At 55.6% G+C, this 23,700-nt stretch carries 25 protein-coding genes and 1 tRNA gene; 14 read left to right on the top strand and 12 right to left on the bottom strand.

What is annotated here, in order from left to right; all coding sequences use genetic code 11:
• Positions 1-131: 131 nt before the first annotated feature.
• Positions 132-1,025 carry a 50S ribosomal protein L11 methyltransferase gene (prmA, locus tag DXY38_RS04325; protein ID WP_115070612.1) on the bottom strand — a complete coding sequence of 298 codons (894 nt, stop codon included), beginning with the start codon at positions 1,023-1,025 and terminating at the stop codon, positions 132-134.
• Positions 1,025-2,611: a phosphoglycerate dehydrogenase gene (serA, locus tag DXY38_RS04320; protein WP_115070628.1), complete on the bottom strand. Its 1,587-nt coding sequence runs from the start codon at positions 2,609-2,611 to the stop codon at positions 1,025-1,027. Before serA ends, prmA begins: the two co-directional genes overlap by 1 nt.
• A 146-nt stretch (positions 2,612-2,757) precedes the next feature.
• Between serA and DXY38_RS04315 the strand changes: the two genes are divergently transcribed.
• The 6 genes from DXY38_RS04315 (at position 2,758) to DXY38_RS04285 (ending at position 7,691) form a co-directional block, all read left to right on the top strand.
• Positions 2,758-3,315 (top strand): hypothetical protein, encoded by a 558-nt coding sequence (locus tag DXY38_RS04315; RefSeq protein ID WP_006854281.1) that lies wholly within the window; start codon positions 2,758-2,760, stop codon positions 3,313-3,315.
• Positions 3,312-4,091 (top strand): photosystem II S4 domain protein, encoded by a 780-nt coding sequence (locus DXY38_RS04310; protein ID WP_115070611.1) that lies wholly within the window; start codon positions 3,312-3,314, stop codon positions 4,089-4,091. The genes DXY38_RS04315 and DXY38_RS04310 overlap by 4 nt, the downstream gene beginning before the upstream one ends.
• A 96-nt stretch (positions 4,092-4,187) precedes the next feature.
• A tRNA-Val gene (locus DXY38_RS04305) sits at positions 4,188-4,259 on the top strand.
• Between the two features lie 27 nt (positions 4,260-4,286).
• Positions 4,287-5,687 carry a UDP-N-acetylmuramoyl-L-alanine--D-glutamate ligase gene (gene murD, locus DXY38_RS04300; protein ID WP_115070610.1) on the top strand — a complete coding sequence of 467 codons (1,401 nt, stop codon included), beginning with the start codon at positions 4,287-4,289 and terminating at the stop codon, positions 5,685-5,687.
• Positions 5,688-6,466: 779 nt separating this feature from the next.
• Positions 6,467-6,937 carry an EVE domain-containing protein gene (locus DXY38_RS04290; protein ID WP_115070608.1) on the top strand — a complete coding sequence of 157 codons (471 nt, stop codon included), beginning with the start codon at positions 6,467-6,469 and terminating at the stop codon, positions 6,935-6,937.
• Positions 6,921-7,691, top strand: coding sequence for a hypothetical protein (locus DXY38_RS04285; protein ID WP_115070607.1), 771 nt, complete (start codon positions 6,921-6,923; stop codon positions 7,689-7,691). Before DXY38_RS04290 ends, DXY38_RS04285 begins: the two co-directional genes overlap by 17 nt.
• Here the strand turns inward: DXY38_RS04285 and DXY38_RS04280 are convergent.
• From DXY38_RS04280 to DXY38_RS04265, 4 genes are all read right to left on the bottom strand, one after another.
• Positions 7,643-7,960: a DUF2811 domain-containing protein gene (locus DXY38_RS04280; protein WP_371410987.1), complete on the bottom strand. Its 318-nt coding sequence runs from the start codon at positions 7,958-7,960 to the stop codon at positions 7,643-7,645. The genes DXY38_RS04285 and DXY38_RS04280 overlap by 49 nt on opposite strands.
• A gap of 315 nt (positions 7,961-8,275) precedes the next feature.
• Positions 8,276-8,644 carry a DUF1818 family protein gene (locus DXY38_RS04275; RefSeq protein WP_115070606.1) on the bottom strand — a complete coding sequence of 123 codons (369 nt, stop codon included), beginning with the start codon at positions 8,642-8,644 and terminating at the stop codon, positions 8,276-8,278.
• Complete coding sequence (locus DXY38_RS04270; protein WP_011620178.1) at positions 8,641-8,868, bottom strand: DNA-directed RNA polymerase subunit omega; 228 nt, start codon at positions 8,866-8,868, stop codon at positions 8,641-8,643. The genes DXY38_RS04275 and DXY38_RS04270 overlap by 4 nt, the downstream gene beginning before the upstream one ends.
• Before the next feature lie 26 nt (positions 8,869-8,894).
• Entirely contained in the window at positions 8,895-9,179 is a 285-nt protein-coding gene (locus DXY38_RS04265; RefSeq protein WP_115070605.1) for a hypothetical protein, read from the bottom strand.
• Between the two features lie 39 nt (positions 9,180-9,218).
• Here DXY38_RS04265 and DXY38_RS04260 point away from each other — a divergent pair, with 39 nt between their 5' ends.
• The 3 genes from DXY38_RS04260 (at position 9,219) to DXY38_RS04250 (ending at position 12,041) form a co-directional block, all read left to right on the top strand.
• Positions 9,219-10,850, top strand: a complete 1,632-nt coding sequence (locus tag DXY38_RS04260; RefSeq protein WP_115070626.1) for an Hsp70 family protein — start codon at positions 9,219-9,221, stop codon at positions 10,848-10,850.
• 111 nt (positions 10,851-10,961) lie between these two features.
• Positions 10,962-11,768 (top strand): hypothetical protein, encoded by an 807-nt coding sequence (locus tag DXY38_RS04255; RefSeq protein ID WP_115070625.1) that lies wholly within the window; start codon positions 10,962-10,964, stop codon positions 11,766-11,768.
• Positions 11,769-11,819: 51 nt separating this feature from the next.
• Entirely contained in the window at positions 11,820-12,041 is a 222-nt protein-coding gene (locus tag DXY38_RS04250) for a ferredoxin-thioredoxin reductase variable chain (protein WP_006854293.1), read from the top strand.
• Between the two features lie 11 nt (positions 12,042-12,052).
• Here DXY38_RS04250 and pyrR read toward each other — a convergent pair whose 3' ends face one another.
• Positions 12,053-12,622, bottom strand: coding sequence for a bifunctional pyr operon transcriptional regulator/uracil phosphoribosyltransferase PyrR (pyrR, locus tag DXY38_RS04245; RefSeq protein WP_006854294.1), 570 nt, complete (start codon positions 12,620-12,622; stop codon positions 12,053-12,055).
• Between the two features lie 146 nt (positions 12,623-12,768).
• On the opposite strand from pyrR, the gene gpmI reads away from it, so the two are divergent.
• Both gpmI and secG read left to right on the top strand, forming a co-directional pair.
• The gene (gene gpmI, locus DXY38_RS04240) at positions 12,769-14,400 is read left to right on the top strand and encodes a 2,3-bisphosphoglycerate-independent phosphoglycerate mutase (RefSeq protein ID WP_115070604.1); all 1,632 of its coding nucleotides are present in this window, start codon (positions 12,769-12,771) and stop codon (positions 14,398-14,400) included.
• Positions 14,401-14,413: 13 nt separating this feature from the next.
• Positions 14,414-14,644, top strand: a complete 231-nt coding sequence (gene secG / locus DXY38_RS04235) for a preprotein translocase subunit SecG (protein ID WP_006854296.1) — start codon at positions 14,414-14,416, stop codon at positions 14,642-14,644.
• A gap of 228 nt (positions 14,645-14,872) precedes the next feature.
• On the opposite strand, the gene DXY38_RS04230 is transcribed toward secG, so the two are convergent.
• From DXY38_RS04230 to groES, 3 genes are all read right to left on the bottom strand, one after another.
• Positions 14,873-16,240, bottom strand: coding sequence for an ammonium transporter (locus DXY38_RS04230; RefSeq protein WP_115070603.1), 1,368 nt, complete (start codon positions 16,238-16,240; stop codon positions 14,873-14,875).
• A 189-nt stretch (positions 16,241-16,429) separates the two neighbouring features.
• The gene (gene groL, locus DXY38_RS04225; protein ID WP_115070602.1) at positions 16,430-18,061 is read right to left on the bottom strand and encodes a chaperonin GroEL; all 1,632 of its coding nucleotides are present in this window, start codon (positions 18,059-18,061) and stop codon (positions 16,430-16,432) included.
• A gap of 70 nt (positions 18,062-18,131) precedes the next feature.
• Positions 18,132-18,443 (bottom strand): co-chaperone GroES, encoded by a 312-nt coding sequence (groES, locus tag DXY38_RS04220; RefSeq protein WP_006854300.1) that lies wholly within the window; start codon positions 18,441-18,443, stop codon positions 18,132-18,134.
• A gap of 221 nt (positions 18,444-18,664) precedes the next feature.
• Between groES and atpD the strand changes: the two genes are divergently transcribed.
• Positions 18,665-20,128, top strand: a complete 1,464-nt coding sequence (gene atpD / locus DXY38_RS04215; RefSeq protein ID WP_115070601.1) for a F0F1 ATP synthase subunit beta — start codon at positions 18,665-18,667, stop codon at positions 20,126-20,128.
• Between the two features lie 73 nt (positions 20,129-20,201).
• Positions 20,202-20,609 carry an ATP synthase F1 subunit epsilon gene (atpC, locus tag DXY38_RS04210; protein ID WP_006854302.1) on the top strand — a complete coding sequence of 136 codons (408 nt, stop codon included), beginning with the start codon at positions 20,202-20,204 and terminating at the stop codon, positions 20,607-20,609.
• Positions 20,610-20,781: 172 nt separating this feature from the next.
• On the opposite strand, the gene DXY38_RS04205 is transcribed toward atpC, so the two are convergent.
• Positions 20,782-21,342 (bottom strand): 30S ribosomal protein PSRP-3, encoded by a 561-nt coding sequence (locus tag DXY38_RS04205; RefSeq protein WP_006854303.1) that lies wholly within the window; start codon positions 21,340-21,342, stop codon positions 20,782-20,784.
• Positions 21,343-21,435: 93 nt separating this feature from the next.
• Here DXY38_RS04205 and DXY38_RS04200 point away from each other — a divergent pair, with 93 nt between their 5' ends.
• A complete protein-coding gene (locus tag DXY38_RS04200) occupies positions 21,436-22,227 on the top strand; it encodes a TIGR01548 family HAD-type hydrolase (protein ID WP_115070600.1) in 792 nt (263 codons plus the stop codon).
• 93 nt (positions 22,228-22,320) lie between these two features.
• Here DXY38_RS04200 and DXY38_RS04195 read toward each other — a convergent pair whose 3' ends face one another.
• On the bottom strand, positions 22,321-23,661 hold the full coding sequence (locus DXY38_RS04195) for an aminopeptidase P N-terminal domain-containing protein (protein WP_115070599.1): 1,341 nt from the start codon (positions 23,659-23,661) through the stop codon (positions 22,321-22,323).
• Positions 23,662-23,700: the final 39 nt, after the last annotated feature.

The raw sequence follows: 23,700 nt of genomic DNA, 5'->3' as shown, positions 1-23,700 counted from the left end.
AATGCGCAGAGATCGAATCGATCTGAACCTGCTGGACCGAACCCTTCTACATCGGACAGACGCCTTGATACGGGATTCATCAGGGTTTTCCGTCCAAGCCCAATCAAAGACGGAGCATTAATAAGAAGGACTTATTGAATGAGTCGCTTGATTTCGAGCAGGCCCCAGCGTCCTTGTTCCCCGATTGGCCTTGCCTGCCAGCCGCATTCAGCCAAAACCTCAATCAGCCGAGGCGCCTGATCCACCAACAAACCACTCAGCAGGCCGCGGCCTGTGGACTTGAGCACCGAAGCGAACTGCGGGGCTAAAGCTTCGATCACCGGAGCAAGGATGTTGCAGAGAAGCAAATCCGCCTCCTCTCCGTTCAACAGGGCCGCGAGCGCATCGATCGATCCATGGCTGACGCGAAGTTGTTCGGCTTTCAAAGCGTTGAGGCCAGCGTTGTCTGTGGTCGCCCGAACCGCCAATGAGTCGGTATCAGCCGCAAACACCTCACGCGCGCCAAGGGCCAAGGAAGCCAAGCCCAACACTCCACTCCCACAGCCCAAATCAGCCACCCGCTGATCGCGTGGAGGCATCGCCTCAAGCGCTTCAAGGCAGAGGCGGGTGGTGGGATGACTGCCGGTTCCAAAAGCACTTCCAGGGTCCATCTTCAAGACCAAGCGATGGGCGTGCTCTTCAGGGACCTGCAGCCATGCCGGAAGGATCAACAAACGCTGACCCACGGGATCTGGTTGCCAATGCTTTTTCCAACTAAGACTCCAGTCTTCGTCGGCCAACTCCTCCCAAAGCGGCTCTGCCAAGGCCAGTCCGAACGTGTCCGCCATCGGGCGAAGGCTGTTCAGCAACTGGTCACGTTGATCTTGCGGCCACTCCGACGCTGGCAGCCATGCCAGCAACGTGCGCTGGTCTGGCGACTCTGGGGCATGTTGAACGGCCAAGCGATGCAGCCCAAGGGACTCCAGCTTCCAAAGCAAGGACTCCTCAAGAACGGGAGGCAGGGGTAGGGAAAGGCGCCACCACATCACAGCGTGACGGGGTGGGCTTCCTGAATGCCGTTAATGCTGTGAATGGTGGTCAACAGAGCGGGAGGAATCGGGTCATCAATGCTGAGAACCATCACGGCATCCCCACGCACGATGCGACGCCCCACCTGCATGGAAGCGATGTTGACGTTGTGCTCACCAAGAAGGGAGCCGAGGTGACCAATGATGCCTGGCATATCGCGGTGCCTGGTGAACAGCATGTGACGGCTTGGTGGAACATTCACGGGGAATTCATCAATGCTGGTCACGCGTAAATCACCATCTGCAAACACCGCACCGGTCACGCTGTGACCTCCCTGACCACCGCGAGTGGTGAGCTGCAGAGACCCACCCGCAAAATCACGGCTGGCATCATCTTTAATTTCCAGCACATGAATGCCGCGGCCCTTGGCCTCCAGCGATGCATTCACGTAGTTGATCCGATCTCCCAGTGCCGTGCTGAGCAAGCCCTTCAGAGCCGCCACTACCAGGGGTTGTGAGGGGTGGCTGGCGAATTCGCCTTGCAAACGCACCTCCAACTCCTGAATCTGCCCACCACTGAGTTGGCTCACGAGCAAACCGAGGGTTTCGGCCAGCTGGAGATGGGGCTTGAGGCGCTCCATGATCTCGGCACTGAGGCCTGGGATATTCACGGCGCTGCGGGCAGGCAGTCCCAGCAACACATCACGAATTTGTTCGGCGACATCAACCGCCACATTTTCTTGAGCCTCTTCCGTGGACGCTCCGAGGTGAGGGGTCAACACAAGCCCTCGCTCCACAGCGCGCAGAGGGGAGTCTTGAGCTAGCGGTTCAGATGCAAACACATCCAGACCAGCCCCTGCGATCACTCCGGATTCAATCGCTTCCGCGATCGCCGGCTCATCAACAATTCCGCCACGGGCACAATTCACAATCCGTGCCGTGCTTTTCATCGTGCGCAACAGCTCGGCATTGACCAGATTTTCCGTATCCGGCGTGCGCGGAATATGCAGGGTGATGTAATCGGCCTGCTGGAACAGGGCTTCCAACGTGGTGAGCCGCACCTGCATCTGCTGAGCACGTTCTGCAGAGATGAACGGATCAAAGGCGATCACCTCCATACCCATCGCTTTCGCGACGCGAGCGACGTGGGAGCCGATTTTGCCCAACCCCACCACGCCGAGCGTTTTTTTATAGAGCTCATTCCCCACGTATTTTTTGCGATCCCAGGCTCCAGACCGCATCGAACCGTGGGCTTGGGGCACGTGACGAGACACCGACAGCAACATCGCAAGCGCATGCTCCGCCGCGGCGATCGTGTTGCCCTCGGGTGAATTCACCACCAACACCCCGCGCTGCGTCGCCGCAGGCACATCCACGTTGTCGACCCCCACACCCGCACGGCCGATGATCCGCAACCGATCAGCAGCCTCAATCACATCCGCTGTGACCTGGGTGCCCGAACGGATCATCAGGGCGTCGTAATCGCCAATGATCGATTTGAGCTCTTCCGGTGACAACCCAACGCGCTGATCGACTTGAGCCACTTGGCCAAGGATGTCGAGCCCCGCCTGATCAATGGGGTCTGAAACGAGAACTTTTGTCATCCAGCGGCGGGAGAGAGCCACCACTAACTGTAGAGATCAGCCCGAACGGTCTTTTCCAAGTGTTTTCCAGCCCAAACAGTTCCAAGAGAATCGGCTCCAAGAACAACTATTCCGAGAGAGAATGAAAGCTCGGCTGCTGTTGTTTCATGCCCGTTTGCGTTCTGGTTCTCAATGAGCGCACTGCTGCCGACCGTCTTCGCCTGTCGCTCCAAGAGTTAGGCACGCCATTGCTTCGCGTCGCCCTCGTCGCACCCGCCCCCGGGAAAGGCGCCGAGCCACAGCAGCAAGAATCCGCCTCCGATTCTGATCTCCCTGCTGAGGCGATGGACGATGTGGACCTGCTCAACCCCAATCTGGCCCGCAGTCGCCGTCAAAAGTCGATGGCACGCTGGTTAATGCCCTTCGGGTTTTTCGCCGGCGCCACCTTCACCCAGATCACCACGCTCGATACGTTTGCGAGCTTTGGTCCCTGGGGTGCAGCCTTCATCGGGGGATTATTGGGCATGGGGTCCGGCCTGATGGGCAGCTATGCCGCCGCCGCCAGCGTGCCGTCGGAAAACGAGGATGGCGTAAGAATCCTGCGCAATCGACACCTCGAAGGCTGCTGGCTCCTGCTTCTAGAAACGAGGCCCGGGTTGGAATTGCCTTGGCAAACCGTCCAAAAGGCACGTCCCCAGCAGGTGGTTCGGCTCAGCGAACTATGAGCCTCCCTCGCGACGCGCTGCTTCGGTCCTGCAGACATCCCACAACGATGGCCGCCTTGATCGACATTGCGGAAGACGTTCTGAAGACCTGGCAACCCCGCTGGAGTCCTTTCCTCTCAGCCCTCATGTTGGAAGATGCCAATCAGCTCGGGGCCCTGGCAGAACTGAAAATCAGCCGTGATGGCGGCTACCCAGGAGCCGAGCGAAAACGGTTGCTCATCCAACATGCGACGTCCCCAGAGCCTGAGCCCCCTTGTCCTTTGGCTGGTCTCAACGTGGAGGGGAACTTCCTGTTCGACCCAACCTCACCCGACGAGATGCGTCTGGCCCTGCAACGCATCGGGGTGGATGAAGCGGCTCTCGGTGATCTATGGATCCGTGGAGACAGAGGTGCTCAGGCCATTTGCACACCGGAGGCCGCGGCCCTGCTGCAAGGCCAGCGAGGCAGCGTTCGCGAGGTAATGATCACCTGCGAATCTTGGCCACTCGAGGCCCTGCAATGGCCTGTTCAGCGCGTTGCTCGCCGCTTGAGCAGCGTTGAAGCTTCATGCCGTCTTGATGCCATTGCCTCTGCCGGCTTTGGCATCTCTCGCTCAAAGGTCGTGAAACAAATTAAGGACGGGCGGTTGCGCCTCAACTGGGAACCGGTGCGGCTGGCAAGTCGCGATTTAAAAGTGGGAGACCGCCTGCAACTTCAAGAGAGAGGCAGCATCGAGGTCATGAACATCGAACGCACGAAACGGGAGCGATGGCGCATTGACATCCTCCGCCAATAAGTGGAGCGAATTTTGAGGGCACTCCAACTGCTAACTTCAGTGCCTGGTTGAGCCATTTATCAACCACCCGTCTCAAAGGACAAATTTGAGAGCTGGGGGCGATTAGCTCAGAGGTAGAGCACTACCTTGACACGGTAGGGGTCACTGGTTCGATTCCAGTATCGCCCACTTCCCTTTAGGGACAGGAGTTGGACAATGGCATGCAGCTTGATCGTGGGGCTTGGCCGCTCCGGGGTCGGCGCAGCGCGCCTTCTTCATGCCCAAGGTCATCAGGTTGTTGTTCTCGAAAGGGATGACGGTCCCGAACAACAGTTCAAAGCCCAACAACTAAAAAATCAAGGCATCCAAACCGAGTTGGGATGCCCTCTGGAATTTTCCAGCTTTCAACCTTGGCTAGATCAAGTTGAGCAAGTGGTGATTAGCCCGGGGATCCCCTGGGACCATCCCACCTTGATGCAGCTACGCGACCACGGCGTGACAGTGAGAGGTGAAATGGCCGTGGCTTGGCAAGCCCTTCGCCATTGCCCTTGGATTGGAATCACAGGCACCAATGGCAAAACCACTGTGACGCACTTGCTGCATCACGTTCTCAACCAAGCGGGACTGCATGCGCCGATGGCAGGGAATGTGGGCCATTCCGCCGCCGAATTAGGGCTGCAATGCATGGATCCATCCCAAATCAAACCGGATTGGATCGTGATGGAGATGAGTAGCTACCAAATTGAATCGGCGAATGAAGTAAGACCAACCATCGGCATTTGGACAACGCTGACGCCCGACCATTTGGAACGACACGGGTCCATGGATGCCTATCGAGACATCAAACAAGGCCTGCTTCAACGCTCCAAGCATGCCGTTCTCAATGCCGACGACACTGACCTAAAGAGCAGGCAGGCCCACTGGCCAGATGCCCAATGGGTTAGCTCTGCACAAACGAACCATGAGCCATTCAATCTTGAGCTTTGGGTGAATCCAGAAGGTTTCGTTTGCAATAAAAAAGGTGCCCTCTTTCCAGCCAATGCTCTGGCCATGCCTGGCGAACACAACCGCCAAAACATGCTGCTAGTAACAGCAGCTGCCTTGCAAGCTGGATTAGAACCGCAAGCGATTGAGCGTGGCTTTCGCAGTTTCCCTGGAGTGCCCCATCGCCTAGAGAATCTGGGATCGCTCCACGGAATGAACGTCTTCAACGACAGCAAAGCCACGAATTACGACGCGGCTGCCGTTGCACTTCAAGCCGTACCAGGCCCAATCATTTTGCTTGCCGGTGGATTGTCTAAACAAGGCGATGCGAGTGGATGGCTGCAATTGCTTCAAGACAAGGTTTGCTCCATCGCCCTATTCGGAAGTGATCGAGATGTTTTATCGGGCCTGATTCGTGGCTCTGGCTATACAGGAGACCTGACATCGCACCCCACCATGACGGATGCCGTGACGGCAGCGGTTGAGAAAGGGAAAAATGGGAATGCCTCCTCTCTGCTGTTATCACCCGCCTGCGCAAGCTTCGATCAATACAAGGATTTTGAAGCCCGCGGCAATCACTTTAGGGAGATGATTGAGCAATACTCTCATAGCCCATCAACGCGAGCAAACTAAGCCCATACGAGCGATTTGCCTGGCAAATCCATAGCCTTCTAAATCAAGGCCATCAGCATCAAGGTCCACCAGACAGCCTTTAAAAAATATTTACCAAGCCAGTGAAGATCCTATCCATTCAAAGTCCAGACGACTCAGAGCTCAGCTCCTGCAAGCCTTTCTCAGCACAGCAAACAATTCTCTCGAAAATCCAGGCAAGCACCAGGCGCATTCCCTAAGTTCGTTGAATGAAGATATCAAAATACCTTCTACCCTTCACCCTCTTTCTCTTCTTGGTGTCTTGCAACGCCAAGGAAGCCAAAGATCAACAGACTTGCTCTCTTTACAACTCTGACAAAATTGACGCGGTGGAAGCTCTCGAACGATTAGGGCTTCAGCCCAATAAGAACGGGCAGAGGTTTGAGCCAGTTGAAACAACCTGTGCTTCCTTCAAGAATTCCCCTTGAAAGGGCGAAAAGCCCTTCTTCCGAGTAAGACAGATCCCTCTCCCGCAAGCAGACGGACGCGAGCACAACGAAGAAGATAATGATGATCGCCTTCCTTTTACTTAAAGCCATTTCACCTGTCAGATAAAGCCACTAGTCAATGAACGCCACAAGAAGGTAGAGATATTTAATCAATGCATTTCCAAGAATAGGACCGCGTGCGCAAGAAACCACGCTGGCTTGATCAGCATGAACAGCTAAAATCGGTTAAGCCCCAGGGCAATCCTCAGAGAATGCCGCGCATACAATCTCAGTAATGCACCCCCATCATCCCGCCTCCTCAAACTTTTTGCCATGACTAAAGCCTCCTACTGGCTCATGAAAAGCGAGCCAAATATTTACGGCATTGAACATTTAAGGGATGAAAAAGTTACGCTATGGGATGGAATCAGAAACTACCAAGCTCGAAACTTCATGCGCAAAATGAAGACCGGAGATCAAGCTTTTTTCTACCACTCCAATTGCAAACCTCCAGGAATTGTAGGTCTCATGGAAGTTACAGAAACGGGCCTTGTCGATCCAACGCAGTTTGATGTCAGCTCTAAGTATCACGATCCAGCCTCTAAGCAAGACGCTCCACGCTGGGATTGCGTGAAACTTGCCTATCGCGGCCAGTTTTCTGACATGCTGACCCTTGATGATCTTCGTGAGTCATACCAAGCAGACCAGCTAACCGTCGTTCGTCGCGGAAATCGCTTGTCCATTCTTCCGGTTGACACAGAAATCGCGATGGATTTATTAAAGAGACTTGGACCACTTCAATGATCCGCTCGGAAACATTTCTACTGAGCGACTGCCGATTGCCACCATTATTCCAAGGGCCTGGATTGGCTTCAGGAAAGCGCCTTGGTCCTTCATCGGACTGACAGCATTGATGCTGATCAGCCTGATGGGCTTAGGGGTGATCGCACGAGACCTCCAACTCAGCGGCAATCGTTTCCTTCAATACACGGGCGATCTTGTGCTCGTGATGGCGGCCCTTGTTCCGCTCGCTCCCCTCTTAGCGCTGCTGCAGCTGGCAGACGAACACTTACCAGGGGGATTGGATCGAGACCCAGAGCAACCCGCGGCAAGACGCCGATTCTTTTGGCTTCTAAAGCAGACCTGCGGCCTCGTGGTTCTAGAGATCCTCATCGGCATTGGAGGGATCAGCTCGATTCGTCTTTTGAGTCAATTTTTAGCCCCCCACAGCGGTGTTCTTGCCAGCTTGGCCTTCCTGTTGGGTGGTGTCGGCATCGCCATCTGGCTGATTGGCCAACTTCTCTCCATTCCGTTGCTGATCCATCACGGCTATCGGCCACTCCGAGCCATGGAGCACAGTCGCAAACTCGTTCAGGCCAATCGCCTCAAAGTCATGGCCTTGCTGGGACTTCTTCTAGGAATCAACTTGCTTGGCCTCATTGCCGCGAGCCTTGGGCTGCTCTTAAGTCTTCCGTTTAGCGCCCTCTTGTTGATGGCCAGTTGCCGGACTCAAACGCCTTGGCGAAGGGAGTCGCGACGAAACATTTTGCCGACGTAAAGGCGGGTGAGCTCTCTGGAATCCACCCCATTCTGAACAAGAAATCCCGCCAAAGCGGCCTGCACGAGTCGGTACTGATCCCAATTCGGACAACGCTCAATAAAGTCCGCCATGGCCTGGTGCAAAGGCAGGGGCATCTCAGCTTGAAAACTGACGATGCCTTCACCCTGGATGGGCTCAGGCATTGATTGAGCCGCACCAACTGCAACGGACTCAACAACCTGATCAGTCACCAATTGGCCTTGAATCACTCCTCGCTCCCTCTTCATAACGACCCGAATCTATGGCCTGTTCTCCACAATCACAAGGGGCCGTCAACAGAGGTCGCGAAGGCCATTGCCAACCACTCCGCCCCTGCGGCCTAGGCCAAAAAAGCAGTCCAAGACAGGAGTTTTCCCTTCTCCAGGGGGGCCACTAACCGCGCTCGGGCGATAGCACACAATCTCCAAAACCGATGTTTTTCCACAGGGGAAAGACCGCAACTCAAAAACAGCCCGTGAGCCTGTGGAAAAGCTGTGCAATGGGGCTGTTCCAACGTGGAAAAATCAATCAATCCTGATTGATCAGACCAGCTAATGCAATTTTCAATCCCAAACCGTTCTCAACGCAGCCAGGAAAGCTTGAGCCGCTGGAGCAGGCCAAGCGCCCTCGAGCCCTCGACTCTGCATCCCCTTGCCTTGAAGCACCACACGCAGCCCCCAGTGGTCACGGGTGCCATCAAGGCACCCCCACCACTCCTGCTGTTCCAGCTCCAAGGTGATGGCTTCTTCCTCCATCAACTGATCACAAATCAGCGTGTGTTGATGGTCGAGCTCAACAAGAAGGGCCTGCAGCCCCTTCACTTCCATCTCAGTAAGCTCGACAGCCCAAGAGTCCCCTCCGATCAGGAAGGGAAAGCCGTCACGGCTGAAATCACGGGCGAGACGCCAGCCAGGCCCCTCCTCTTGGATCATCCAGGCAGGAGATCAGGCTGATCCTGCTCGTCGGAAAGCTCAACAATTGCGCGATGAACCGGCTTCACACTGGATTCCTCTAGAAGCCCGTCGAAGTCGTCAAAACGTCGCTGCTTAGCGCGAAAAGCGATTTTGACTGTTGTCAGATAACGGTTGGTGGACTGACGAATCAAGCTCTCACCCCGCTTCGCGAGGTCCTTTGAGTCCACACCTGCAGAAATCATTCCCATCTAGTCATCGACGCTTCACTCTATGTGAGCAAATCGCTGTGAAACGGAACCTGCATGGGATAAGCGCGTTGGGGACGACCCGGCACTCGCAAAACGATCTGGCGGCCTAACCCCATCGCGAGGAGTGGACGTCTCAGGTGCGTCATCAAACCACTCACCTCTTCAAGGTGCTTCCCATCCATGCACTCAATACGAATGCATCCCCAACTACGAGACATCCGGCAATCACGTAACGGTTCCAACTCAGCTTCAATCTCTGGTTCCTCCCTGTAGAAGGAAAACACCAGGCGGCTCAACCGATCCATCGCTAGGCCCCGTAGCCTTAACTCCTTATCAAGATGGCCATGGCTGAGGATCAGCCCCTAAAGGACGAACAAAACCTTCATCTTTCTGTTCAAGGAACACTGGCCATCGACCTTGGGAGCACCAATACGGTGGTGGCCTTTCACGACGGCAGCGCCTCCCCCCCCCAACTCCTCGATCTCGCCCCGATCAGTCAACGACCGGGGGAAGTCCCGAGCCTCATCTGGAGCAACGCTCTTTCCAACCATCAGCCTCTCGTTGGCCGGCAAGTCCTCGACAGCGGACTCTCCGATGGCACATCCCCGGAACTTCATCGCGACTTCAAGCGCTGGATCGGCGTCTTGGACAAATCCGACCTTCCATCCCATCCCCTCAGCCCTGAGCAAGCTGGCGAGATTCTTTTGCACCAGATCTGGAAACGCCTGCCCACGACCGTATCGGTGAAGCGGCTGGTGCTCACAGCTCCAGTGGATCAGGCGCTTGGTTATCGCCAATGGCTGTTGCAGGCCTGCACGATCCTTCCGGTTGACGAGGTGGCGCTCGTGGATGAGCCAACAGCCGCGGCCATGGGCGCAGGACTGCCTGCAGGCTCCAAGTTGTTGGTGGTGGATCTAGGCGGAGGCACGTTGGACCTCTCCCTTGTCGCCTTAGAAGGTGGGGAAGGAAGGGCAGCTCCCATCGCTCAGCTGCTGCGCTTTCGGGGGCGAGACCTTAAAAACAGCAAGCAAACGCTGCGCTCGGCAAGGGTCTTAGGGAAAGCAGGCATCCCCTTGGGTGGCAGGGATCTCGATCACTGGATCTTGGATCACCTTTTTCCAAACGATCCGGATCTAATTCTGAGAAGTCAGACGAGCCTTTTGAATGCGGCTGAACGCTTGAAATGCCGCCTGAGCAGCCCTGATGTCGGAAATGAGGAGACCCTCAGCGAGTTAGCGAGCAGCATCGATCTCGCGCAACCCATCACCTTGTCGCTCAATCGCAACCAACTCCACGCGCTGTTTGAGCGCCGGGGATTGATCAAGGTTCTTGAAGGGCTGCTCGATCGCACATTGGCCTCGGCCCGCCAACAAGGCTGCAGACCGGAAGACCTCAACGCCGTCGTCGCCGTTGGAGGAGGAGCCCATCTTCCGCTGGTGCGCCAATGGTTATCAGAGACGATGCAGCCGGTGCCATTGCTGACGCCACCACCCGTTCAAGCCGTGGCCACTGGTGCTCTCAATCTCACGCCGGGGGTAAGGATCAGAGATCTACTCCAAAAAGGCGTGTATTTGCGCTGCTGGGATCGTCGCAGTCGTGCCCATCACTGGCATCCCTTATTTCTGAGTGGCCAACCATGGCCCTCGCTTCAACCCTTGGTGCTGAACCTGAGCGCAAGTCGCAGCCATCAACAGGACATTGAGCTCGTGCTCGGTGAGCCCCAGGGCGAGCGGCGTCACGAAGTGGTGTTCGTTGGAGGGCTTCCCACGATTAGGGACAACAGCAACGTTCCAGACACCATTCAGCCTCTTCCAAGAAAGACCATTCGTCTTCAACTCAATCCCGTTGGCCAACCAGGTGAAGACTGCCTACGCCTAGCTTTTCAACTTGATGACGAGGCTCAACTCGTGATGAGCGGGGAAGATTTAAGAACGGGTTTGGCCATCGAACCGTGCACTCTGATAACTGTGCAGTGAACGGTCCGTCCACACATCGTTGAGAGTCCTTTCTCCCCTCCATAGAAAGGAGATTCTCTTAAGAGGCTTTGGACTTTGGCGCTGCGTCGCCACCTGCCACATTTTTGGATGATGGCGACCCTTGGTGGAGTCGCAGCACTTTGTGCTGGAGCTTATTTATGGGAGCAACAGCTGCCGCGGAAATTGAGTCGGGCACTAGCAGCTAACGACCTGCCTGCATGCCTGCGCTACGGAGAACAATTAGCTGCCTTGCGTTGGCTCGGCCAGAAAGCGCCCGAAGAGCTTGCCGTGTGTCGACGCAGACTCGCTCAACAAACCTGGGATCAGGCTGATCCAGGTCGAGCTCTGCTCCTTCAAGAGCAGCTCGTGAATTCAGGCGTTGGCTCTCCACAGCAAAAAGAACAAGATCAACAACAGCTCAAGCGCTGGCGCGATCAGCTACGGGAACAGGCTCTCGCTCAATTTCGCGCTGGCAAGTTAAACGAGGCATTGACCATGCTTCAGCCGCTGGAGAAGCACGATGGACGCCCCGGAAGTCGCTTAAGTGACGGCTTGAAGGAGAGCTGGAATCGCAATCGCCTTCAGCTGGAACAGCTGAGAGGGCATGTGAACCAAGAACAATGGTGGGAGGCACTCAGCGCCCTCAACCAGCTCGATCATCCCTGGTGGCAACGCCAAGCCGAACCCATGCGTCAGGAAGTCGAGCAGGCCATTGACGATTTAAGGGACCAGAAAGAGCACCACAGCCACGGAGCCTTGCCGGCTCACACGGTGGCGAGAGATCAATTGAACGAGGCAGTGGATGCCCACATCCGCGAGGGCATGGCTCCTTGGGAAGCATTCATGGCCGGTTGCAGCGATCTAGGCGGCACCATCGTTGAGGATGGTCCTGAGACGCTCTGTCAGGCCAAGAACTAAGGCCTTGTTTTGACTTCCCGTGAGACAATCGCCTGACTTGAACCGATGTCCATGCAGCCGGGTGACAAGGTTGTCGTCTCCACCAGCGTTGTGGTTTTCAACCACCCCCAACATCGAGGAGAAAGTTTCGATATGGAAGGAAGTGAAGGAGAGGTTTTCCAGGTGCTCGACGATTGGAAGGGGCGTCCCATCAGCCCAACGCTTCCGATTGTTGTGGCTTTTGGTCGCTACAAGGCCCACTTCCGAGTTGACGAGCTAACCCCAGCCGGGTGAAGCAAGCCTGATCATTCAGGGTTGTTTTCATGAACGCGTCGAAGGAAAACTCCCTCCTCCCCATCCAAACCAAGCAGGCGCAGTTCAATCGTTTCCGATTGACGCGTCGGCACGACCCTGCCGCAAAAATCCGGATGGATTGGCAATTCGCGATGGCCTCGGTCCACCATGACCAGCAAAGACACTCGCCGTGGTCTGCCCCAGGCCTGGATGGCCTCCAAGGCGGCTCTCACGGTTCGCCCCGTAAAAACAACGTCATCCACGAGCACGACATCCCTTCCCTCCACGCTCACGGGCAGGTCGGTGGCCTGAACCATGCGCACACCCACACGACCTAAATCGTCGCGATGAAATGTGGGGTCAAGAGTGCCCGTAGCCACAGCGTGACCGCTCTGATCTTGTAAAGAGCGAGCAAGGACACCCGCCAATTGAACTCCGCGGGTTGGGATCCCCAGCAACACCAGAGATTCCACGTTGGGCACGGACTCCAACACCTGAGACGCCAGGCGCGTCACCGTTTTTCGCAGCTCATCCGCAGAGAGAATTTCAATCCGATCATTCCCAACGTCTCGATCTGCCATCGCTTTCTTTTCAGGCGATCAGTGTATGAACGATTTTCCCCAGCACGATCAGCTTTTGCAAACCTGCAAGGCATGAATCAGAAGCTTTTGGGCAGCAGGGAGGTAACTTGAATCTGTAGAGGGACTTAAGAACTGAGATTGACGGAGTGAACGTACCGAACAACCTCGAACAAAATCTTCCTCGCAACGCTCCCGTTGCACCCGTGGTTCTTGCGATCCTGGACGGCTGGGGAATTTGTGACTCCACTGAGCACAACGCCATCCGCAGCGCGTCAACTCCTGTCATCGATGCGCTCTGGCATGCCTATCCCCACGCCGTGATTGAAGCGAGCGGATCCCATGTGGGCCTTCCCGACGGTCAGATGGGCAATTCAGAAGTCGGGCATCTCACCATTGGAGCCGGTCGGATCATCCGGCAAGAGCTGGTGCGTATTAGTGAAACCGTGCGCGAACGCCGGCTTGGCAGCACCGCAGCGCTTCAAGCCGTCGCCGACCGTCTCCGCAGCACTGGTGGCACCCTGCATCTGCTCGGTCTCTGCTCCGATGGCGGCGTACACAGCCATGTCGACCACGTTTGCGGACTGCTCGAATGGGCGGCAGAAGAGGGGCTTAAGAACGTGGCCATCCACGCCATCACCGATGGACGAGACACGCCAACCCAAAGTGCACCGACACACCTAAGCAAAATCCAAGCCGCAATCAGCAGCCATGGAATTGGCCGAATTGCCAGTCTCTGCGGGCGCTACTGGGCGATGGATCGTGACCATCGCTGGGAGAGAACAGAGCGGGCCTATGCCCTCCTGACGGATCCTGACTTGGCCAGGACCGACGCTGAGCCCTTATCCGTACTAACCAGCAGCTACGACCAAGACATCACCGACGAATTCTTAGAACCCGTTCGCGTCTCCGACGATCCACTGCGAGATGGGGATGCGTTGCTGATGTTTAACTTCCGTCCAGACCGAGCCAGACAGATTGTTCAGGCGCTCACACTCCCGGAATTTGACGGTTTCAAGCGTGTGCATCAGCCAAAGCTGGATGTCGTGACGTTTACGCAATACGAAACGGATCTACCAGTCTCCGTTGTGTTCCCACCCGAATCCCTCGATCAGCTTCTCGGACAGGTGGTCGCAGATGCCGGCCTCAAGCAGTTCCGCACAGCCGAAACGGAAAAATATCCCCATGTCACCTATTTCATGAACGGGGGAATTGAACAACCCCTTCAAGGCGAAAAGCGACATCTCGTCCCCTCTCCCCGGGTCGCCACCTACGACCAAGCTCCTGCGATGTCCGCAGACACGCTCACCGAAAGTTGTGTTGCCGCGATCCAGCAGGGTGAACACTCCCTCGTTGTCATCAACTACGCCAACCCCGACATGGTGGGGCATACCGGCATGATGGAAGCCGCTACGCAAGCGATTGAGACCGTTGATCGCTGCATCGGCAAGTTGCTGGATGCCGTTGGGCGCATGGGTGGCACCCTTTTAATCACAGCAGACCATGGGAATGCAGAGCGGATGCAAGGACCGGATGGTCAGGCCTGGACTGCACACACCACCAATCCCGTGCCGGTCATTTTGATCGAGGGAGAGAAACGCAAGGTCCCTGGATTCGGGAATTCGATTCGACTTCGAGAGAATGGGGGCCTTGCCGATATTGCGCCAACGCTTCTTCAGCTGCTCAATTTGGACAAACCCGAAGCCATGACGGGCATCTCCTTGATTGAACCGATCGAAGCCTCAGCTCCAGCAACGACCAAGCTGCCACAACCCGTTTAAGTAAGATCCACACATGCTTACGACTGTTCTCTCCTGGGTCTGGATCGGCAGTGGTGCCGTTCTGATTCTGCTCGTCCTCCTGCACAGTCCCAAAGGGGATGGAATGGGAGGTATCGCGGCCAGTGGAAGTTCATCGTTCACCAGCTCTAGCAGTGCAGAAGCAACGCTGAATCGCATTACCTGGACAACACTTTCATTTTTCCTCGCACTCGCTGTGATTCTGAGCGCAGGCTGGCTCAGTTAACTCCTCGTCTGAATCTAATGTCATCCCATCCCGTCAATTCATCGTTTACGCATGCATGAATTGAGTTTTAAAAGACGAGTTAAAGACCATATATTTGGAACAAAATCCGCGTTGTTTTCAATTTTTTTTCGTCGGATCAGCAGGGTTGCTTTAAAGAAGCGTGATGACGCCCTGGGCCTTGCAGGTGGACATCATCACCAAAGGAATCAAGACAGCAGCCGTAGCGATTCACTGGAACTGAGGAGAACCAACCCGTTCGGCATAGGCCTCTTCTCCATGGGCCTGCACATCAATTCCCAGGTTTTCCGCTTCTTGTGACACCCGGAAGCGCAGGCCCAGACCCCTCAAAACGAACGTGATCAAGAGCGTGCCAACAGCTGCCAAGCCATAGGCCACCAAGACGGCTTGCAGTTGCCCAACAATCAGAGCACCCCGTCCCTGTTCGATCAAAACGTTGGCAGCAGGATGCCCAGCAATCAAGTCAGAACTGGCAAAAACACCCGTTAGCAAGGCGCCAATCGTGCCCCCCACACCGTGAACCGCATAGGTATCGAGAGAATCATCAAATCGAAGTCTCACTTTGAGCTGAACTGAGGCAAAGCAAAACAACGACGTGATGGCACCGATGGCCATTCCCGCACCGGGGGTGACAAACCCAGCCGCCGGGGTGACACCAACCAAGCCAGCGACAGCACCTGTGGCCATACCAACAACGGTGGGTTTGCCACTCCTCCACGTCTCGATCAAAGACCAAGCCACCAAGCCCGCGGCTGCTGAGATGTGTGTTGTCGTAAACGGCAACTCTGCACCGGCTACCGCCAACTGACTTCCACCGTTGAAACCAAACCAACCAAACCAGAGCAGACCCGTCCCCAGAAGAATCTGACTGACATCGTGGGGAGGACGCACGGCGTTAGGCCACTGACGGCGCGAGCCCACCAGCCCAGCGAGCACCAATGCCGATACGCCAGAACTGATATGAACCACCGTCCCACCGGCGAAATCAAGATCTTTACCAAGGAAGCCCCCACCCCAAACCATATGGGCCAAAGGGGCGTAAACCAGCAACAACCAAATCGGGCTGAACACACACCAAAACTTGAAACTGATCCGCTCCACCAGCGCACCCGAGATCAGAGCAGGCGTGATGATCGCAAACATGCCCTGAAAGAGCGCAAAGGTAAGACCTGGGATCGCCAGTCCATCCCAGACGGGAGGCACGTTCTCCAACAAAGCAAAGGAGAACGGATTACCCACAACAGCTTGCAAGGCACCCCCATCGGAGAACGCAAGACTGAATCCAAAGGTGACCCACACCAACGTGGCAAGTCCCATCATCACGAAGCTCATCGCCATCGTGTTGAGTACGTTTCGAGATTGGACAAACCCGCCGTAGAAAAACGCCAAACCAGGCGTCATCAACAGCACCAAAGCCGAGGACGTCAGAACCAGGGTGTTGTCAGCTGCCAAAAGGGCCGTCTCTCCGGCGTAGGCAGGAAGCAAGGCAGCACTCAATAGTTGAAGTGCTGGCACCACCAATAGGGCGATGAGGAATCGACGAAGACGGGACGACAAAAGAGCCCTTTTTGTATTCATCGATACCGTTGCAAACCAAAGCACTCAAAAACTGTTCATCCTGAACATTTTCAGAGAGCTTTGGCGAATCGATCGACCCTGATCAGGTTTCATCCTCTGAAGGCGTCACGCTGCGTAACTGATCGAGTCCCATCCATTAAAAAAGCCCCCGCGTTAACGGAGGCTGAAAACTTGGTGGGGAACCCGCGCTTAGTAGTCGAAGTCGCCGCCCATACCACCGCCACCAGCAGCAGCTTCTTTCTTCTCAGGCATATCAACCACGATGCATTCGGTGGTTAGCACCATGCCAGCGATCGATGCAGCATTTTGCAAACCAGAGCGGGTCACCTTGGCCGGATCAACAATGCCAGCAGCAAGCATGTCGACATACTCACCATTGGCAGCGTTGTAGCCCTCGTTAAACGACTTGGACTTGACGTTTTCAGCAACGACAGCGCCATTCACACCAGCATTCTCAGCGATGCGCATCAGGGGAGCAGTCAGCGCTGAAGCCACGATGTTTGCACCGATCAACTCTTCGCCGGACAGGTTGGCGGCTGCCCACTCTTCCAAGATTGGTGCCATGTGAGCCAAGGTTGTACCGCCTCCAGGAACGATGCCCTCCTCTACAGCGGCCTTAGTGGCGTTGATGGCATCTTCTAGACGAAGTTTCTTGTCCTTCATCTCTGTTTCGGTTGCTGCTCCCACCTTCACAACAGCAACGCCACCGGCCAACTTGGCTAGGCGCTCTTGGAGCTTCTCCTTGTCGTAGGTGGAATCAGTCTCGTCCATCTGCTTCTTGATCTGCTCGCAACGCGTCTTCACAGCCGCCTCATTGCCTTCGGCAACAATCGTGGTGGTGTCTTTGTTGATGGTGACGCGGCGGGCAGTGCCCAACATCTCCAGCTTGGCGTTTTCAAGCTTGAGGCCTTGGTCTTCCGTAATCAACTGGCCGTTGGTCAAAACCGCCATATCTTCGATCATCGCTTTGCGGCGATCACCGAAGCCAGGAGCCTTTACTGCAGCCACATTGAGCACGCCGCGTAAGCGATTCACCACCAAGGTGGCGAGGGCTTCTTTCTCAATGTCCTCAGCAATAATCAGGAGAGGCTTACCAGTGCGAGCAATTTGCTCAAGAACAGGCACCAAATCTTGTACCAAGCCGATCTTCTTATCAGTTAAGAGGATGTAAGGCTCATCCAGAACCGCTTCCATCCGTTCAGTATCTGTTGCGAAATAAGGGGAGATATAGCCCTTATCGAAACGCATACCCTCAGTGACCTCAAGCTCAGTCTCCATCGATTTCCCTTCTTCAAGAGAAATCACACCTTCTTTGCCAACCTTATCCATGGCGTCGGCAATCATCTTGCCAACTTCTTCGTCATTACCGGCTGAGATCGTGCCAACTTGAGCGATGGCGTTGCTGTCTGCAATCGGCTTTGCATTTTCTTGAATCTTTCCGACTAAGAAATCAGAAGCCTTATCAATACCCTTCTTCAGAGTGATGGCATTGGCGCCGGCTGCAACATTGCGAAGGCCTGCTTTCACCATGGCGTGAGCCAAAACGGTCGCCGTTGTGGTGCCGTCGCCAGCAGCGTCATTGGTTTTGGATGCGGCCTGACGAATCAGAGCAACACCGGTGTTTTCGATGTGATCTTCTAGCTCAATCTCTTTGGCGATCGTGACTCCATCGTTGATGATTTGAGGAGCACCAAATTTCTTTTCAAGAACCACATTGCGACCTTTTGGGCCGAGGGTTACTGCAACAGCTTCGGTGAGAATGTCGATGCCTTTTTCGAGAGCACGGCGAGCATTCTCGCTATAAATAATTCGCTTAGCCATAGGAGGCGATTAAAAAAGATGTAAGAGGAAAATACGGTCGTTTCTGAGATGAAACTCAGAGGGATTGCTGTCAACCCACAACAGCAAGAATGTCTTTCTCGGACAACAGGACGTACTCGTCACTGCCAAGCTTGATATCTGTACCGGCGTATTTGCTGTACAGAACCTTGTCGCCGATGCTGACTTCAGGAGCCTGACGGCTTCCATCGTCGTTGGACTTGCCAGGACCCACCTGGACAACTTCGCCCACCTGAGGCTTTTCTTTGGCAGTATCAGGAAGAAGGATGCCGCCTGCAGTCTTCTCTTCGGATTCAGAGATTTTTACGAAGACGCGGTCTCCAAGGGGCTTAACGGTGGAAACGCTGAGAGAAACAGCTGCCATAGGTATTTGAGAAGCAGGGACAGGGCGCTAGGCGCCGCTCGATCGACGCGAGTTAGCACTCGGGATCGATGAGTGCCAAAGTTAGGTCCGTGCATGGGTCAAGCACCAGCGGTGACCTGTGCGGGTGACCGAACAGCGAGAGCAACATCAAGACGGTGTTAAGGTTCTGCCGCTCAGGAAGGGATCGTCCTGTTGCGCGTCCCTCTCACTTCTCCTTACTTATGGCCGCTGCTGCTCCTGCCTCTACCGGTTCCAAGGGCGTTGTCCGTCAGGTAATCGGACCGGTTCTGGACGTGGAATTTCCAGCCGGCAAACTCCCCAAAATTCTCAACGCGTTACGTATTGAGGGCACCAACACTGCTGGTGAAAAGATCGGCCTAACCGCCGAAGTCCAGCAATTGCTTGGTGACCACAGAGTCCGTGCGGTGGCCATGAGTGGCACCGATGGTCTTGTGCGCGGAATGGAAGCCTTGGACACTGGCTCACCCATCTCTGTCCCTGTGGGAGAAGCCACCTTGGGCCGAATCTTCAACGTGCTCGGAGAGCCCGTTGACGAGCAAGGCCCTGTCAATACTGACCTCACTTCCCCCATTCACCGAGAAGCTCCCAAGCTCACTGAACTCGAAACCAAGCCCAAGGTGTTCGAGACAGGCATCAAGGTGATCGACCTTCTCGCCCCTTACCGCCAGGGAGGCAAAATTGGCCTCTTCGGTGGTGCCGGAGTGGGCAAAACCGTCTTGATTCAGGAGCTCATCAACAACATCGCCAAAGAACACGGCGGCGTGTCTGTGTTCGGCGGTGTGGGTGAGCGCACCCGCGAAGGCAACGACCTTTACGAAGAATTCAAGGAGTCCGGTGTGATCAACGCCGACGATCTCTCCAAGTCGAAAGTGGCCCTCTGCTACGGCCAAATGAATGAGCCTCCCGGCGCTCGCATGCGCGTAGGTCTCTCAGCTCTGACCATGGCAGAGCACTTCCGCGATGTGAACAAGCAGGACGTTCTGCTTTTCGTGGATAACATCTTCCGCTTCGTGCAAGCCGGTTCTGAGGTTTCCGCTCTCTTGGGTCGGATGCCGTCAGCTGTGGGCTACCAGCCCACCCTGGGTACAGACGTGGGTACTCTTCAAGAGCGCGTCGCTTCCACACTGGAAGGTTCCATCACCTCCATTCAGGCCGTTTACGTCCCTGCTGACGATCTCACCGACCCAGCTCCTGCCACAACGTTTGCTCACCTCGATGCAACAACGGTTCTGAACCGTGCCTTGGCTTCGAAGGGTATCTACCCCGCGGTGGATCCTCTCGATTCCACAAGCACCATGCTTCAGCCAGCAGTTGTGGGTGATGAGCACTACCGCACAGCCCGTGCTGTTCAATCCACCCTTCAGCGTTACAAGGAGCTTCAAGACATCATCGCCATTCTTGGCTTGGATGAACTGTCTGAAGACGACCGTCAGACTGTGGATCGTGCTCGCAAAATCGAGAAGTTCCTATCCCAGCCCTTCTTCGTTGCCGAAATCTTCACCGGAATGCCTGGCAAGTACGTGAAGCTTGAAGACACCATCAGTGGCTTCAATCAAATTCTTGCTGGCGAGCTCGACAGCCTTCCAGAGCAGTCTTTCTATCTGGTCGGCAACATCGACGAAGTCAAAGCCAAGGCCGAGAAGATCGCGGCTGAAGCCAATTGATCCCCATCGGGGCGCTTGCGCGCCCTGAATATGATCAACAACTCGCTTTCCAACTCTCCGCAGTCTTCTTTCCATGTCCCTCACCCTCCGCGTTCTGGCACCAGACCAGAGCGTGTTCGATGGTTCGGCCGATGAGGTGATCCTTCCAAGCACCACCGGTCAAGTCGGCATTCTTCCTGGCCACGTTTCCTTGCTCGCAGCGCTCGACGTTGGAGTTTTAAGAGTGCGTACCGACAGCAATTGGCAATCCATCGCCCTGATGGGTGGCTTTGCTGAAGTTGAATCCGATGATGTAACCGTTTTGGTGAACTCAGCCGAGCTCGGCGTCAATATCGATTCCACATCAGCTGAAAGTGATCTTTCCGCTGCACGCACTGCCGTCACCAAGCTCGAAGGCCAGCCTTCCACTCCTGAAAAAGTGAAAGCGCAGCAACTTTTTGAACGAGCCAGAGCACGCGCCCAGGCAAGCAAATCAACCTAAGTTGTAAAAAACAACGCCGGATCTAAATCAAGCACCCTAAACAGGGTGCTTTTTTATGGATTGAATGTGTCTCCCAAAACTGATTTCAACATTCCCCGTCGCAAAGACATAAAAAAGCCCCGTCGAAACGGGGCTAAACACTTGATCATTAAACGAAGAGTCCTCGTTCGGATCAAGCAGTACCGCAGAAAGTAACGTCGGGGAACTTGAGTTTTGCTTCGTCAAGGCTCTTGCCTTTGCCTTCTTCTTGCCAGTAGTTAATGACCTCAGTGGCCTTATTCAAAACTTCAACACGCTCGTTATCAGTGATCCAGCTTTTGCCTTCTAACTCACTTTTGAGAGTCTCCCAAGCATCTTCACGAGGCCAGAAGAAATAAGCCGTCAGGGGGCTGGGGCCACCGCCAACAATCTGATCAACCGCCAAAGCCACGTTGTCAGGAAGCCAGAGAATCTTCAGCAAGAAGCGTCCCTCATCGGCTTTTGGGGTATAGCCAGAGGGAACTCCATCCGCATCGATGGTGGCAGAAGCAAGTGCTGCACTGCCGCCGCGCATCACTGGACGACCTTCTTTGGGCTCCTGCTGCTGATCTGACACTTCACCCTTAGGAGTTGCATCTTCGCCCTGGGGAGCGGCATCACCCGCGGGTGTTGCGCCGGCCTGGGGTGCTGCATCAGCTGCTGCTGCCTCTGTTGCGACCTCCTGGTCGACGGCTGCGCCTTCGGAAACCGTCATGGTGTCAGGGCTCAAGGATGAAGGACAAAGAACTAACTTACCAGTTGCTGAAGCCAAATCCCCCTGCAATCTTCAGGATCAAAGCCACAAGCAATCCTGCTTTTCGACATTGATGGCGTTATTCGGGATGTGGCAGGCAGTTATCGCCGTGCACTCCAGGCCACCGTTCATCACTACTGCGGGTGGGAGCCTGGTCACGAGACGGTTGATGCCCTGAAGGGTGAAGGACGCTGGAACAATGACTGGGATGCAAGCCTTGAACTTTTACGTCGGCACGCGCTGACCCATCCCTCACCCAACTCGTCCTCCCACTCAGCGGCCCTACCCAGTCGCGCTGATCTGATTAACGTTTTCAGCCGTTTTTACTTCGGATCTGAACCAGAGGGAGATCCCTTCGCTTGGGATGGATTTATTTGCGATGAGCCCCTCCTCGTCGATCGAAACTTTTTTTCAGACCTGACGAATCGAGACATTCTTTGGGGATTCGTGAGCGGAGCAGAGCCCCCTTCTGCTCGCTTCCTACTGGAGCAACGTCTCGGCTTGCAGAACCCTCCCCTGATAGCGATGGGGGATGCGCCAGACAAACCTGATCCAGAAGGGCTCATCAGGCTGGCAAGCACCCTTGTGGATGGCAACCTCGGTTCCGACGCACCACTGATTGCCTATCTCGGTGACACCGTGGCGGACGTCAACACCGTGATTCGAGCCCGGGAGCAGGTCCCGCAACAACGCTGGATGAGCTTGGCGGTTGCACCTCCCCACCTACAACTCCCAGCGCAATCTGAGGCGCGAGCGCACTACGAGCAGACCCTACGGGCTGCAGGAGCAGAGGTGATCCTCACCGACACCCAAGCGGCACTCAACTGGAACCCCACTCAGCGTTGATGCGCAAAGAATGGCCCTTTCAGCGAGCTCGATGGCCTGATGCTCTTGTCCGTTGGTTTGGTCTGGATTTCCCTGCAAGTTGCGAGCTAAAGGTCATCCACGCTCCATCGAGGCAACATCCTTCAAGGCCGTAGCCGTCAAGACCTCATAACCATCCTTGAGAACGGCCACATCATCTTCAATGCGGATACCAATCCCTTTCCAGCGGTCATCGATTTCAGGCTGGCCATCCGGAACCGGTAAGCGGTCACTGATATAGAGACCAGGTTCCACGGTGAGCACCATGCCTGGATCCAGTTCGACATGGTGCTCACCAAGCCTGTAAGCGCCAACGTCGTGCACATCCAACCCAAGCCAGTGCCCCGTGCGGTGCATGTAGAGATGGCGATAAGCACCCTGCTCAATGATTCCGTCAGCATCTCCAGCCAAGAGTCCAAGATCCAACAGACCCTCCACAAGCGCTCGCAAAGCGGTCTGATGCACCTCCTCCGCTGTTCCTCCAGGCCTCACGGTGGCAATGGCCGACTCCTGAGCGCTCAGAACCAATTCATAGAGCGCGCGCTGTTCACCGCTGAAGCGGCCGTTCACAGGAAAGGTACGGGTAATATCACCGTTGTAGTAGTCACCAATTGAGCACCCGGCGTCGATCAGCAACAAATCACCGTCCTTGAGCGGATCCTGATTGTCGATGTAATGCAGGACGCAGGCGTTATCACCTCCCGCAACGATTGAACCATAGGCAGGGCCCCGTGCCCCTTGATCAAGGAAGTGAAACTCGATGAGGGCTTGCACCTGTCGCTCATTCATTCCGGGCTTCACAGCGGCACGCGCCAACTCATGAGCCTGGGCTGAAATGCGGCACGCCTCACGCATCCGATCAAGCTCCGCCGGATCTTTGCGCAAGCGAAGTTCATGCAGAACCGGGCAGGGCGCCACCAGCCCTAAAGCCGCGGCACCCCTTCGCGACGCCCGATCCAATTGTTCAGACCAAACCTCGAGCACCACGGACTCCACCGCCGGGTGATGGCCCGTGCGGAAGGCAATGCCCTCGGCATCTTTCAGATACCCACGCAGATGTTGGGCCAATTCAGAGCGGGGATGGGCCACATCCGCGCCGAACTGATCCACAGCCCCCTCAGTGCCCCACCGCCGTCCTGTCCAGACCTCGGCCCCTGGCTCACGAGGGTTCACAAACAACACGTAGCGCTCGCCTTCAGGCCGATGGGGCAAAAACAGGGCGACGGCATCCGGCTCATCAAAGCCTGTGAGATACCAGAAGTCGCTGTTCTGACGAAAGGGCCACTCACAGTCGGCATGGTGTGTCACCAGGGTTGCCGCTGGAATCACAGCCGCCGCACCGCCAAGATGGGCCATGAACCGCTGACGCCGATCGGCGTAACCCTGAGCATCAATTGGGAGCGAACTATGAACCACGACGGAGACAGGGCACCAGGTAAACGTCAGGATGGCAGG

It is taken from the genome of Synechococcus sp. UW179B (assembly GCF_900474245.1).
In the GTDB taxonomy this organism is placed as follows: domain Bacteria; phylum Cyanobacteriota; class Cyanobacteriia; order PCC-6307; family Cyanobiaceae; genus Synechococcus_C.
Note: the sequence above shows the minus strand (reverse complement) of the source record. Positions and strands in the feature narration are given on the sequence as shown.

Bases quoted from the DNA above. Each gene is read 5' to 3' on its own strand.
- prmA (WP_115070612.1), bottom strand. From the start codon at position 1,025: ATGTGGTGGCGCCTTTCCCTACCCCTGCCTCCCGTTCTTGAGGAGTCC.
- serA (WP_115070628.1), bottom strand. From the start codon at position 2,611: ATGACAAAAGTTCTCGTTTCAGACCCCATTGATCAGGCGGGGCTCGAC.
- DXY38_RS04315 (WP_006854281.1), top strand. From the start codon at position 2,758: ATGCCCGTTTGCGTTCTGGTTCTCAATGAGCGCACTGCTGCCGACCGT.
- DXY38_RS04310 (WP_115070611.1), top strand. From the start codon at position 3,312: ATGAGCCTCCCTCGCGACGCGCTGCTTCGGTCCTGCAGACATCCCACA.
- murD (WP_115070610.1), top strand. From the start codon at position 4,287: ATGGCATGCAGCTTGATCGTGGGGCTTGGCCGCTCCGGGGTCGGCGCA.
- DXY38_RS04290 (WP_115070608.1), top strand. From the start codon at position 6,467: ATGACTAAAGCCTCCTACTGGCTCATGAAAAGCGAGCCAAATATTTAC.
- DXY38_RS04280 (WP_371410987.1), bottom strand. From the start codon at position 7,960: ATGAAGAGGGAGCGAGGAGTGATTCAAGGCCAATTGGTGACTGATCAG.
- DXY38_RS04275 (WP_115070606.1), bottom strand. From the start codon at position 8,644: ATGATCCAAGAGGAGGGGCCTGGCTGGCGTCTCGCCCGTGATTTCAGC.
- DXY38_RS04270 (WP_011620178.1), bottom strand. From the start codon at position 8,868: ATGATTTCTGCAGGTGTGGACTCAAAGGACCTCGCGAAGCGGGGTGAG.
- DXY38_RS04265 (WP_115070605.1), bottom strand. From the start codon at position 9,179: ATGGATCGGTTGAGCCGCCTGGTGTTTTCCTTCTACAGGGAGGAACCA.
- DXY38_RS04260 (WP_115070626.1), top strand. From the start codon at position 9,219: ATGGCTGAGGATCAGCCCCTAAAGGACGAACAAAACCTTCATCTTTCT.
- DXY38_RS04255 (WP_115070625.1), top strand. From the start codon at position 10,962: ATGGCGACCCTTGGTGGAGTCGCAGCACTTTGTGCTGGAGCTTATTTA.
- DXY38_RS04250 (WP_006854293.1), top strand. From the start codon at position 11,820: ATGCAGCCGGGTGACAAGGTTGTCGTCTCCACCAGCGTTGTGGTTTTC.
- pyrR (WP_006854294.1), bottom strand. From the start codon at position 12,622: ATGGCAGATCGAGACGTTGGGAATGATCGGATTGAAATTCTCTCTGCG.
- secG (WP_006854296.1), top strand. From the start codon at position 14,414: ATGCTTACGACTGTTCTCTCCTGGGTCTGGATCGGCAGTGGTGCCGTT.
- DXY38_RS04230 (WP_115070603.1), bottom strand. From the start codon at position 16,240: ATGAATACAAAAAGGGCTCTTTTGTCGTCCCGTCTTCGTCGATTCCTC.
- groL (WP_115070602.1), bottom strand. From the start codon at position 18,061: ATGGCTAAGCGAATTATTTATAGCGAGAATGCTCGCCGTGCTCTCGAA.
- groES (WP_006854300.1), bottom strand. From the start codon at position 18,443: ATGGCAGCTGTTTCTCTCAGCGTTTCCACCGTTAAGCCCCTTGGAGAC.
- atpD (WP_115070601.1), top strand. From the start codon at position 18,665: ATGGCCGCTGCTGCTCCTGCCTCTACCGGTTCCAAGGGCGTTGTCCGT.
- atpC (WP_006854302.1), top strand. From the start codon at position 20,202: ATGTCCCTCACCCTCCGCGTTCTGGCACCAGACCAGAGCGTGTTCGAT.
- DXY38_RS04205 (WP_006854303.1), bottom strand. From the start codon at position 21,342: ATGACGGTTTCCGAAGGCGCAGCCGTCGACCAGGAGGTCGCAACAGAG.